The sequence below is a fragment of the Azospira inquinata genome (assembly GCF_018905915.1).
In the GTDB taxonomy this organism is placed as follows: Bacteria; Pseudomonadota; Gammaproteobacteria; order Burkholderiales; family Rhodocyclaceae; genus Azospira; species Azospira inquinata.
In genome coordinates this window covers 2,569,547-2,581,817 of record NZ_CP064782.1, presented here as the reverse complement: position 1 = coordinate 2,581,817, position 12,271 = coordinate 2,569,547, and the positions used below count along the sequence as shown (strand labels likewise).

Annotated in this window: 9 protein-coding genes; all 9 read right to left on the bottom strand. The window is 57.2% G+C overall.

What is annotated here, in order from left to right:
* Positions 1–25: 25 nt before the first annotated feature.
* The 9 genes from Azoinq_RS11815 to Azoinq_RS11775 all read right to left on the bottom strand — a co-directional run bounded on the left by Azoinq_RS11815 (position 26) and on the right by Azoinq_RS11775 (position 11,835).
* The gene (locus Azoinq_RS11815) at positions 26–592 is read right to left on the bottom strand and encodes a hypothetical protein (RefSeq protein WP_216128839.1); all 567 of its coding nucleotides are present in this window, start codon (positions 590–592) and stop codon (positions 26–28) included.
* A gap of 8 nt (positions 593–600) precedes the next feature.
* Positions 601–1,005 carry a hypothetical protein gene (locus Azoinq_RS11810; protein WP_216128841.1) on the bottom strand — a complete coding sequence of 135 codons (405 nt, stop codon included), beginning with the start codon at positions 1,003–1,005 and terminating at the stop codon, positions 601–603.
* 258 nt (positions 1,006–1,263) lie between these two features.
* Positions 1,264–2,238 (bottom strand): T6SS immunity protein Tli4 family protein, encoded by a 975-nt coding sequence (locus Azoinq_RS11805; protein WP_216128842.1) that lies wholly within the window; start codon positions 2,236–2,238, stop codon positions 1,264–1,266.
* Between the two features lies 1 nt (position 2,239).
* Positions 2,240–3,928, bottom strand: a complete 1,689-nt coding sequence (locus Azoinq_RS11800; RefSeq protein WP_216128844.1) for an esterase/lipase family protein — start codon at positions 3,926–3,928, stop codon at positions 2,240–2,242.
* Between the two features lie 8 nt (positions 3,929–3,936).
* Positions 3,937–6,627, bottom strand: a complete 2,691-nt coding sequence (locus Azoinq_RS11795; RefSeq protein WP_216128846.1) for a type VI secretion system Vgr family protein — start codon at positions 6,625–6,627, stop codon at positions 3,937–3,939.
* A gap of 121 nt (positions 6,628–6,748) precedes the next feature.
* Positions 6,749–7,054 (bottom strand): acetolactate synthase small subunit, encoded by a 306-nt coding sequence (gene ilvN / locus Azoinq_RS11790; protein ID WP_216128848.1) that lies wholly within the window; start codon positions 7,052–7,054, stop codon positions 6,749–6,751.
* Complete coding sequence (gene ilvB / locus Azoinq_RS11785) at positions 7,051–8,814, bottom strand: acetolactate synthase large subunit (protein ID WP_216128850.1); 1,764 nt, start codon at positions 8,812–8,814, stop codon at positions 7,051–7,053. The genes ilvN and ilvB overlap by 4 nt, the downstream gene beginning before the upstream one ends.
* A gap of 570 nt (positions 8,815–9,384) precedes the next feature.
* Positions 9,385–10,008 (bottom strand): hypothetical protein, encoded by a 624-nt coding sequence (locus Azoinq_RS11780; RefSeq protein WP_216128852.1) that lies wholly within the window; start codon positions 10,006–10,008, stop codon positions 9,385–9,387.
* Between the two features lie 108 nt (positions 10,009–10,116).
* Entirely contained in the window at positions 10,117–11,835 is a 1,719-nt protein-coding gene (locus Azoinq_RS11775) for an AMP-binding protein (RefSeq protein WP_216128853.1), read from the bottom strand.
* Positions 11,836–12,271 lie beyond the last annotated feature (436 nt).

Genomic DNA, 12,271 nt, shown 5'->3' with positions numbered 1-12,271 from the left:
TTAAAACTACCCTAATACTTGTGGTTTATTTCTTCGCGCAAGACTTATCTTTAGCCGCAAACCCCAAAGAGCATTTCCCTACCTTATCCAAATCCACACTCATCGTATCCCCATTTTCATCGGTGCAGCCCTCATAGCGATTTTCTCCGGCAGACAATACGTAAGGCATATTTTTTTGTACTTCCCCACTAGGATATGCCATTCGAAAAGGACCGCACTTGCATTTTTTTCCAAACAGTTTTACGCAATCAGCCCCTTCCTTGGCCTCTCCCTCTTCTCCCTCCTTTGCACCCGAGGGGCTAAAAGAAAATATCATTTTCATATTCGGATAGCTTTTTGCGTTGAATTTCCATCTGTAAACTGACCGTCCATCCTTATCTTTCGATATTGCGCTAGCATTACTCTCTAAAACATATTGATGGTTTATTTTAACCACAACCTCACCATCGACCTTTGAAATAATTTTATTAATTTCTTTTGCCAACGGCTCTGAATCATTCTTAGAAAAAATATCTTTAAAATCCTTCGATGAAATTAAGGGCTGTATTACATATCTTCCCCCCCATTCCTCCACACCAACAAGCCCAGGCATCCGATCATTTATTTGCGACTTTTTTGTAGCAACTTGGGAAAAGTATCATCCTCATTCAGCGAACCCGACTCAAAATATTCAATATAATATGAACTCGGCCCCTCTTTATGAATTTCTTTTACACCAGACTGACCCTTGAATTTTTCCAGTATCTGGGACTCCAGCATACTCCGGGGTGGCCGCTCTTCGTCCCCATCTTCAAATTTTGATGCATTTAGCACCATCGCTATGTCGTATAAATCACCGAAACTGCCTTTATACGTGACGTCAATTTTTCCATCGTCGGATACCGTAATCACTTCGGTAACCTTCTTCGGGACAACCTCAACGCAGGCGGATAACGACAGGAACAAACAAAGCAATACAGCGAACCCACCAAAATTGAAATTTTTTTTAAAAACAAACGAGCGCATACTCCCTCCTAAAAAATTAAATAAAATGCAAATAGCCCCTTAGTTCATGACGATAGGCGTATTTTTTCAATGTCCGCTTTAAAGCATTTCCTCCGTGAGCAATTGGATTGCAACCAGTTATAGCCACAGGCCGAAACCAGATAATCGACTTTGTCTGCTTTCGTTATTTCTCTCCCTGTTAAGGGGGGGCCACGCCTTCCGCACTACAAATCCCCTAGCCATTGATTAGAAGGCGTGGCAAGCCGAAATCCTTCTGGGCTAAGGTTTTGTCGTAGGACGGAGACGGAAGCTGGACAAGATAGAATCCCAGAGTTCTAGGGCTTGCTTGTCATTCAAACTGGAGGGGCGGCCATCGAGACTATCGCCCTTTAACGCTGTTTCAAATACGATGGAAATAAAGGGGTAGTCAGATCGATCTTCTCCCTGGGTTTCCCAGGTGAATTGATGGCCTGTGTTACCGCCCTCGGTCGGCACTTTAACCAACGATTCTTCGCCCACCAGGGGGCCCAAGGCTCTTTTTCCAGAACGGACGGTATGAATATATCCCGCCAGTGACCCTAGGGAGGATAAAACATCCTTGGTACGCTCCAACAGGGTCGGCCCCGGCTCCTTGATTAACGTATCAATATGAAGATGCATGTCAGGCTGGCCTTTAAAAACAAACGACACGTTGAGTTCTTCGTTGTTATAACCTTCATCCGGGATAAAACCATAATCGATACAAAAACCGGGGGCACTGGGAATTTCAGAACGGTCACGAGATCGTATTGACAAAAGCGTGGCTTTTGTCGATGTGAGTGCTATTTGTTCTTTAGATATTGAGAATCTGTCAGAAATAGAAAATTGCCTACCGTTTAGGTACCGATAGCCTTCAATATTAACCAATCTACTCGCAGAACGATTTCCCCAAAACGTTAGCAATCTCCCATCACTTCCCACCGGAATTGTTTTTTGCAATAATGGCGTTCCGGATTTATGTCGTTCCTTACGCAGAGTCTCCTCTCGCCCGTTAACAAAAGAGTTAAATTCCGGACGTGACGACTTTTTTGACTCAACGGTATAAAAGAAATAAGAATCCCGTTCCATCTTTATTTCTGCGTTGGCAGGCAATGTCACCATAAACCGCCCGATACACCAAGTTTTATTTTTCTCGTTTTGTTGTGCCATTGCAAAATCCCATGTCATCAAAAAGGATACAAAGATCAGAAGAACATAATTAGCTAGTAGGCGCATATTATTCTTTTTCAAAAATAGGCGAAGCAATTGCCAGTTTCACAATGGAATACAGCGCAACCCCTTTGGTTAGGTTGTTGTTGTAACAATACTGATGTTCGTAGCTGATGTGTCCCTTGGCGGTGCCTTCATGCCTAAAACATTGAATGGAGGCTTCCAACGGGGCCTCTCCCGATTCTTCTGGAACCGTGCCATCCCCCCGCCCTTTCGGCGATTGAATTTTGAATTTTGCCGGACCATTAGGAAGTTGGACAGTAATATTACCGACTAGGTCATCCGCAATAATTTCTCCTTCGGGGAGAGCCTCGGTGGCATCTTTCGTGAGCCATTGGACTTCGTTCCAGGATTTGCAGTCCGCATCCGCCGCATAAAAACTAAATGTTTTTTTGTGGTAAGCCCCTTTGAGCTCCTGGTGAAAATCTTTAGCGATATTTAATAATTCAGAAAAAGATTCAAAATCTCCTTCTCCCTCATCAATTCTTGGGTTTTTTATCGGCAGCGACGTTTTTTTATAACCACTTTCTTTCTTCTCTCTTCCCAGTGGATTAAGCAATTCGACCTTAATCATTCGCCACCAGTGTTGAGGGTCCTGATCCCGATAAATCGTCTCATAGGGATCTCCTACGCCCAGGAGGGTGTCCTGACTCTTGCCGGTAGCCCGCAGCCACGGGCGTTGCTTTTCCTCTATCTTGGTGAAGTATTCAGCGGTAGGCAGTAGCTCAAGGCCTGCCGGAGCGTTGCCTAATACGGCGGCAGCTTCAGCAGCATTGCGCCCCAGAATGACGCTCTCCGCCCCCTCAAACCCAGCACGCATGCGCTTATAGGCCGCTGGAGCGCCAATCGCTGGCATTACGCCATGCAGAATGCCTAGGATCAGGTCCTCGCCTCCCGCCATCTTGACGCAGGCACGGGAGGCTAGGCCTCCCATGGAATGAGTCACCAGAATGACCTTATCGCAGAGGTGCCCCTGCCCCTGGTAATAGTCGATGATCTCCTGAATGCGGGCCTTGAGATGTTGCCCCGAATCCCGATTGGATTGGAGCCAGTTATAGCCGCAGGCATGCACCGGATAGGCAGCTTTTGCTGCTTTCTTTATTTCTTCCTCCGTTAGGGGCTGCCATGGCTTTCGTGCCCCGAATTCGCTGGCACTGGGGTGGAGCACATAGTCTCGCCAATACTGGGTCGGCTCCCCCTCATGCAGCATGTTTCCTAATTGTTGTTCCAGCTCGTTGAGAATACTGCGGTAGCTTTCTTCGTGTACTTCCCCCCACCCCCGCCAGTGGGCCACCTCCTTCGGAGTTTTTCCTTTCCCTGGAGCATGCATTAGTCCCGCGTTTTGAGGCCACACGTTAATGCTGCCACCCGGGTCTACTTCGGTCGTATTGGGGTTCAGAATTTTCTGGCGCGTAGCGGCATCTTGCCCCTTGTATTTCCACAAAGCGCCTAGCTTACTGAAGGTGCCGGTAGGGGCAACCCAGGCTTTAGCTGTATCGTCTTTGACCTTCAAATTAGTCCCCATGACCCCAGGAACAAAAATGACGGGGATGACAATTTTTGGCCACAGATGAATCATGCCCCGGACTTTGAAACCTTCGGGGGAGGTGTTGGAAGTCGCTTTGGTATTGCCGTCTTTGTCTTGCGTTATCGCCAGAGGACGCACAGGTTCGGGGGTATTGTTTTCGTCAGCCATGGGAAACATCAGTCTTTAAATAAAGTAATTTGGGCAATACGCATTTGCTCTTCTTTGAGCAAAGAGGTACGGCCTTGGGCATCGGTTTTGCCTTGAATGACTTTGCCGTTATCCAGTTTTATTTCGTAGCGGCGGTCTTTCACCGGATCGTTGCTGCCACGGTAGTGGACGATGAAGCGTTCATCAGACTTGAGCTCACTAGTAGGCAGGTGGGGCTTGTCCGGGGAGCCTCCTCCGGGCCCCGTCAGGGCATGGGTTGCCGCCTTTTGGGTGTAAGGGCCACTGCATTGGCCGGTAATGGCGCCTCCTCCCATGTCAAATTTTGCACCGTCGGCAATCCAGGTGACTTTGGGGGCTTGAATGACAATTTCTTCCTGGGCGGTAAGGATGATCTTTTTGGCCGAGGTGACTTCGATACTGTCGCCATGGGTTTGGATTTCGATCTTTCCTTTGGCGGCAAAAAGCTTCATACCCAGGTCGTGGACAAACAGGCTGATCTGTTCTGCGGCCCGTACCAGGAATTTCCGCCCGACGGAAAGTTGGGTGTTTTTGACACTGGCGATATCCAGATGGCTGTTGGCACCTAATGTCAGGTTATCCGCACTGGCCAGGGCAATACCGGCCGGAGCGGTAATGGCGACAAGAGGACGCCCGCCTTTGGCTGCATCCCCTTTGGGTTGGGTATTACTGCCCATTTCCCAGTTTTCCAGGTTTTCCCGGGTTTCCGTTAGTTTTGCCGTATCGGTGTCTTCGGCAGAATGCTGGGCGGATAGTTTGGAGAGATTCTGCTGTACGCTCTCCAGCAATTTCATTAGGCCAATGAGTTCCTGACGATCCAGCTGTTTGCCTTTTGCACTTATTCTGGCATCGGCGGACAGCAGCAGGCCCTGAGCGGCCCGAAGGGCTCCAGCGTTATCTGTTCTGAGTTCAAACCCCTCGCCCCGGGGATCCCCCTTGCCTTCGCTACGGGGGTGGATCAGGTAGCCCTGGTTCAGCTGGGTTTTGCCGTGTTCGCTGGAAAGCTTGGCCCGGATTTGTCCCGTGCTATCGTCAAAGAGCAGTTCGTTGTAACCGCCCCCTTTGTATTCTTTTGTCTTAATCCCCGCCAGGGTCCGATTGGCGGGTAGTGAGCCTAGCCCGGAGTAGTCGGGGGGGCGGTGGCGTCCGTTGTAGACGGCGCCGGTGACGATGGGCCGGTCAATGTCGCCTTCCAGGAAGTCCACCAGCACTTCCTGGCCCACCCGGGGCAGAAACTGGTTGCCCCATTGGGACCCCGCCCAGGGGGTGGAGATCCGAATCCAGCAGCTGGACCGGTCATCCAGGGCGGCTCCGCCATTGGGATGGTCCTGGTTCCGGGCCCAATGAAATTGCACTTTGATGCGTCCCAGGTCGTCCGTATGGATTTCTTCTCCTGCCGGGCCCACCACCGTGGCGCTTTGTAGTCCGGGGGCCGTGGGTTTGATCGCCGAAGCAAAGCCGGGAAGAACCGGGGTGTCCCGGCGGACGGCGTGAAAACGAACGCGGTAGGGGGCTTGCCCCTCTGGCGATGCTGCTTTGGCCTGGCCCAGCAACTGGGCCAGGCCTTGTTTCAGGTCAGTGGGGAGGTTGTTCTGGGCCTGCCAGTCCAGGCTTCTGACGAGAAAGCGCCGACTGTCTGCATCCTGCCCTTCATGACGAGGGTGGTCTTCCAGCTGGAACCAGGTGCCAGCGGCCATGCCCCGGGCGTTTCCTGCCCCTTCGTAGTCCTTAGCCTCACGGTCCAGCCGGTCTTGACGGAGCTGGGTGTAGCGGGAGAGATCGTCGGTGTCGCTGCCGTAGTAGTGGGTCAGGGGGGTATAGGCCGTGAGCTGGCTTTCCAGGGCGTTGCCCATTTCTCCCTGGTCGATCCGGGTACCTGATTCCCCTTGCAGGGGGGCCACGGGCTTGTAGTCGTAGGTGGCCAGGGTGCTTTGGCTGCTGCGTACCCGACGGACGCCATCCCAGGTGGTGAGCGTGTCATCTTCCTCCGTGGCGTCGTCCCGGTGATAGCGAATGGCTTGCTGCCCGGCAGCGGGGGCGTCGTAGGGATCGTCAAAGAGAACCAGGGTATGGGCAGGACTGTCCGCTTCTTCCCCTTGAAATTCGTAGCGGGTGGCAATGCCCTCTTCGGCCAGGAGACGACGCAGAAAGGTGTAGTCGGATTCCTGGTATTGGAGACAGTAGGAGCGGGGGGGATAGGTTTTAGTGAGCCGGTTCTGCCAATGGAAAGCCGTGGCCCAGGGACCACCCTGGGCCCGATGTTCGCCTAGCACCGTATCCAGAATTTCCGGAACACTCTGGTCCTGGAAGATACGGCTGTTGGTCCGATGGGTCAGCAGGCTGAAGCCGGACTCGATAACCAGTTGGTATCGGGCAAATCCCCCGTCACTGCCAACCTGTCCCACCTGGCTGATTAAGCCGGACCGGGGCTGGTAGGAACCCTCAGGCAGCAGTACCGACACTTGGGCCGCCCGCCCTACCAGCTGCTTGAGTTCCATCTGGGTGTCCGGCGACAGGCAGGTCACCTGAATCCGGTAGTCGGTTTCCAGGCTTTCCGTGCCACTCACCTCCAGGGGCAAAAGCTTTTCTGCTTCTAAACCGGAAACCGAGAGGGTGATTAAACGATGGGTCTGACGAAAGGCGCTTCCATAACTGGGAAGCAGGTCGCTGAGGGAGGTCATGCTAAGGCCGGTTCGCTATTTTTGAACCGGCCCGAGTCTATGACAATTAATTCATTTATGACATAGGAAAAATGTGATAGGTCACTCAATATATTTTCAAAATTTTTGGGGAAAACCCACCTTAATTAGCCTGGACCAAAAAAAACTCCTCCTGCCGGGCGAACACCGGGTGGTCCCCCGGGTGGCGGGTGACGGTGAGCACATCTTCCAGCTTTTCCACCTGGCGGATCATCTGCTCCAGGGGCTCGTTTTCCCCCACCAGAAGCCAGATGCGGCTGGTGGCCCCATCCCCCACGGGCATACAGAAAATGCCTTCCACGTTGTAGGCGCGGCGGGAAAAGAGGCCCACCACGTGGGACATGACCCCCGGGTGGTTATTCACATCCACGGCCAGCACGGCGTGGGGCTGATTCATTAGGCTACTCATCCGATCATCTCCGAATTGGCGGCGCCGGGAGGCACCATGGGGAAAACGTTTTCCTGGGGGTCAATGGCCACGTGGATTAAGCAGGGGCCCGGGGTGGCCAGGGCATCGTGAAGCGCCGCCCGGGGATCCGCCGCCCCGTCCAGATCCACCGCCCGCAGGCCGAAGGCTTCCGCCAGGCGCAGAAACTGGGGCTGGCCCTGGAACTGGGAGGCAAACACCCGCTGGCCGTAGAACAGTTGCTGCTGTTGCTGGACCAGGCCCAGGGCCCCGTTGTTGAGCAGCACCACCTTTACATTCACCCCCAACTCCGCCGCCGTGGCCAGCTCCTGCACATTCATGAGAATGCTGCCGTCGCCACTGAAGCACACCACAGGCTTATCCGGGGCCGCCAGGGCGGCGCCAATGGCAGCGGGCAGGCCGAAGCCCATGGTGCCCAGGCCACCGGAGGTGAGCCAGCGCCGGGGATGGCGCAGGGGAAAGGCCTGGGCCACCCACATCTGATGCTGGCCCACGTCCGTGGTAATGATGGCGCCCTGGGGAGCGATTTCATCCAGCCGGTCCGCCACGGCCTGGATCAGACCGTAATGGGTGCGGGGATTTTCCCGGCCGGGCATGGCCAGGGGATAGCGGGCCTTGAGCCCGGCCAGATGGGTCAGCCAGCGTTTGCGCAAATGGCTTTCCACCCGGGGCGTGAGGGCCTTCAGCACATCCCCCACATCACCCACAATCCCCACCTCCACGGCCTTGAGCTTGGCCAGCTCGGAGGGGTCGATGTCGATGTGGATAACCCGGGCCCCGGGGCAGAATTCCGCCACCTTACCCGTGGCCCGGTCATCGAAGCGGGCCCCCACGGCGATGAGCAGGTCGCATTCCTGAAGGGCCAGATTGGTGTAGCGGGCCCCGTGCATGCCCAGCATGCCCAGAGACAGGGGATGGTCCGTGGGCACGGCGCCCAGGGCCATGAGGGTCATCACCGTGGGCAGGGAGGCCTTTTCCATGAGGGATAGGGCCAGATCGGCAGCCCCGGCGTGGATCACCCCGCCCCCCAGGTAGAGCACGGGCCGCTCCGCCCCATTAATCAGGGCGGCGGCCTCCTGCAACCGGCGATCCAGCTCCAGGCCTTCCGTGGCGCCATTCTTGGCCCGGGGGGTGGCCCGGCCCGGCTCGGGCCAGGCTGCCACGGTCAGGGTCTGGGTCTGCACGTTCTTGGGCACGTCGATGAGCACGGGGCCGGGCCGACCGGAAGCGGCGATGCGGAAGGCCTGGGGAATCACCGTGAGCAGTTCCGCCACCGAATTGACCAGGAAATTGTGCTTGGTAATGGGCACGGAAAGGCCGTAGGTATCCACCTCCTGGAAGGCGTCGGTGCCGATCATGGCCTGGGACACTTGGCCCGTGATGGCCACCAGGGGAATGGAATCCAGCCGGGCATCCGCAATGGCGGTAAGCAGATTGGTGGCCCCGGGCCCGGAGGAAGCCATGCACACCTGGGGCAGGCCAGTCACCCGGGCCATGCCCTGGGCGATAAAGCCCGCCCCCTGCTCATGGCGGGCGAGCACATGGCGAATCTGGGTGGAATGGGACAGGGCGTCGTAGACCGGCAGGATGGCCCCGCCGGGAATGCCGGCCACCACCTGAATGCCCTGGCGCTCCAGGAGACGCACCAGGATTTGGGCTCCGGACAGGGTTTCGCCGCCCGCCGGGACGGAATCCGCCGCCAGGGAGGCGGTGGCTGTGGGGGGGATATCGTTGAGTTTCATCACTACAGCTCCTTCAGTGTGCTCCGGGGGCCTGGCGGGTCCAAAAACAAAAACCCCCGCCGGGCTGGCCGCTCCGGCGGGGGTTTTCGGGGGGAATGCTGTGGGTCCTAGTCTCTCCGGAAACTCCGCCGTAAGGCCGCTACGACTACACGGACTACGGATACGCCGACGACGGAAACGACTACGACCGCCTTCCCGAGGGAGGCGGTGGCAATGTTCTGACCGGAAAGGGCGTAGGAGAGAGGCATGGAGAAAATTTAAAGCAATTTCTGTAAAAACAATATTCGGGTTTACACCTAGGCCCTTCATCCGGCCCGGGAGTGAGGCTAGCGGCGCTTTCCGATCTAGATCGGAAACAGCGCCTTTTACCGGCCTCCCCACCAGGGAAAAGACGTTGGGGCTAAGGGAACGATTATGGACAGCCCCGGAGACTTGGGCAAGCTTTCATCCACAATTTCTGTGGATAAGTCTGTGGAAGTCCGGTGAGGAAGGGAATAAACCCTATTTATGGTGAGGACTTAGCTTACCCCGCCTAAAAATCAGGCAGTCCATGCCCGGGATCGGAGACCCTTAGGCCATGGCCCGGACCGAACCGGGGAAAAGCATTTCCGGCCCGGTGGGAGTGAGCACCAGACAGAAATTCACGCTTTCCCCGCCCCCCTGGCTGGCCTGCTGATAGGCCCCGGCCGGAGCGCTGGCGGTCCCCCGGGCGTTGGCCTCCCCGTAGGAGACAAAGCCGGAGCGCACCAGATTGGCGGACTGACCGGCGGCCACCCCAATGGCTTCCAACTGCTGCTTCAATTCGGGATGGGCCTGGAACAGGGCCTGGATGGCCTGGGCGCTGGGATGGGCGTTGATGACCCGGACTTCCCCGGAGGAGGTGACCGCCAGCATGGGTTCCCCCACGTCCGACAGGCCGGAACTGCGGAAATAGTTGCCGAGGGTTTCGGCAAATTCCGCCGTTGCCGCCTGCACCCAGGCGCTACCGCCCCCGGCCCCGGTAGGGTCGGTCAGGAGGCTGGTGGTCTGGCTGGAAACCGGGGTGGCGGCGCTGTCCAGGGCCGCCGTAGCCGCCGCCTTCGCCCCGTCCCCCTGGGCCTGGGCAGCCACAGCCCCGCCCCCCTGGCCCAGGGAGGCCAAGCTGCGATAGGCGGCGGTCGGCGAATAATCGAACGGGGACAGGCTGGATAACACCCGGAACTCCTCATAAAGTCCCGGAGCTCAACGCAAAAGGGATGCCAGACCCTGGGGGCTGGCCCGATTTGCCGCCCCCGGGGGAAAGGAACGCCCCTTTCCCGTCCCCTAGGCGGCCGCCTGCTTTCCTTCCCTCGCTGGAGTCTGGTGGCAGGCGGCCAGGGCCTCTTCTTTGAGGGCCCGGCGCAGAATTTTGCCCACATTGGTCCGGGGCAGTTCCTGGCGGAACTCCACCCGGCGAGGCACCTTGTAGGCGGTGAGATTTTCCCGGCAATGGGCCAACACCGCCTCCCGGGTCAGACCCGGGCCCTTGGGCACGATGAAGAGCATCACCGCTTCCCCTGTGCGATCATCCGGCACCCCCACCGCCGCCACTTCCAGCACCCCGGGGAGCATGGCCACCACCCCTTCCACCTCGTTGGGATACACGTTGAAGCCGGAAACCAGGATCATGTCCTTCTTCCGGTCCACGATGCGTACAAAACCCTGGTCGTCCATGACTCCCACGTCCCCGGTCCGGAGAAAGCCGTCCGGGTAAAAGACCCCGGCGGTCTCATCGGGGCGGCGCCAATAGCCTTTCATCACCTGGGGCCCCCGCACACAGATTTCCCCGGAAACCCCGGAGGGTTGATCAAAGCCCCGGTCATCCCGAATGGCCACCTCCGTGGAACTGATGGGCAGGCCGATGGCCCCGTTGTAGTCCGTCAGATTGAGGGGATTAATGGTCACCGCCGGGGAAGTTTCGGTCAGTCCGTAGGCCTCGATCAGGGGCCGCCCGGTCACTTCCTTCCAGCGCAGGGCCACCGCCTTCTGTACCGCCATACCGCCTCCCAGGGTTACATGGAGGCGGGAAAAATCCAGCTGGGCAAAATCCGGATGATTGAGCAGGGCATTGAACAGGGTATTCACCCCCGTAATGGTGGTGAAGCGGTATTTTCCCAGTTCCTTGACCATGCCCGGAATATCCCGGGGATTGGCGATGAGCAGATTGGTGGCGCCAATTTTCAAGAAAGTGAGGCAGTTCGCGGTGAGGGCGAAGATGTGGTAGAGGGGCAAGGCGGTGACAATAATCTCCTCCCCCTCGTGGAGAAAGGGGGCGATCCAGGCATGGGCCTGTTGCAGATTGGCGATCACATTGCCATGGGTAAGCATGGCCCCCTTGGCCACGCCGGTGGTGCCCCCCGTGTATTGGAGAAAGGCCACATCCTCCTGGGTGACTTTGACCCCCTGCAGCACGTGACGGCGGCCTTCCGCCAGCACCCCATTCAGGGACCGGGCCCCCGGGATGGTCCAGGGCGGCACCATTTTTTTGCCGTGGCGAAGGACGAAATTCACCACCGGCCCCTTGGGGAAACCCAGCCGGTCCCCAATTCCCGTGACAATCACCTGCTTCAGGGTAGGCAGCCGGGGCAGGGCCTGCTCCAGGGTATGGGCAAAGTTTTCCACAATGACGATGGCGGACACTTCCCCATCCCCCAACTGGTGTTCCAGCTCCCGATGGGTATAGAGGGGATTGCAATTCACCACCGTATAACCAGCCCGCAGGGCGCCAAACAGGCAGATGGGATACTGGAGCAGGTTGGGCATCATCAGGGCGATCCGGGCCCCGGGCGCCAGTTTCAGGCATTGCTGCAAGTAGGCCCCGAACGCCCGAGCCTGCCGATCCAGCTCCCCGTAGGTGAGGCCCACCCCCATGCTGATATAGGCGGTGCGCTCCCGGAAGCGCTGACAGCTGCGCTCAAAGAGCTGGCCCAGGGAGGAAAACTCATGCAGATCAACTTCCGGCGGCACGCCGGGGGGATAGCTTTGCAGCCAGATTTTGTCCATCGAAGGTCTCCTCCAAGGGTGCAGCCATGGATATGATATTTACGATTCAAACGATCGTTTAAATTCATTGTATCGGGATAAATCCATGGGCGGAAGGGCCACCTCCCAACTTTTTTCCCCACCTGGCCCAGCCCGGAAAAACACCCCCTACCCGGCATGTTTTCAGGCTTCTTTGCCTTTGCCGGTGGCTGGTGGCCGCCTTATCGGCCCTTTGCCCGCCCCCCCTGGCGCGCCTCACCCGGAGGCATGTCCCCATCCATCGCCCGCGCCTCTTCATTCTTTTTTGGCAACAGGGCCCGGCGCTCCCCTGAGCCCGGAGAACGCTCCGCTCTGCCCCCTCGCCCTTCCCCTCCATTGCCCCAGCTCCTCCAACGCCGAGCAATAAAAAACCCGCTTCCGAAGAAGCGGGTTTTGGGGGGCGGGGCTGCTAGTGGCG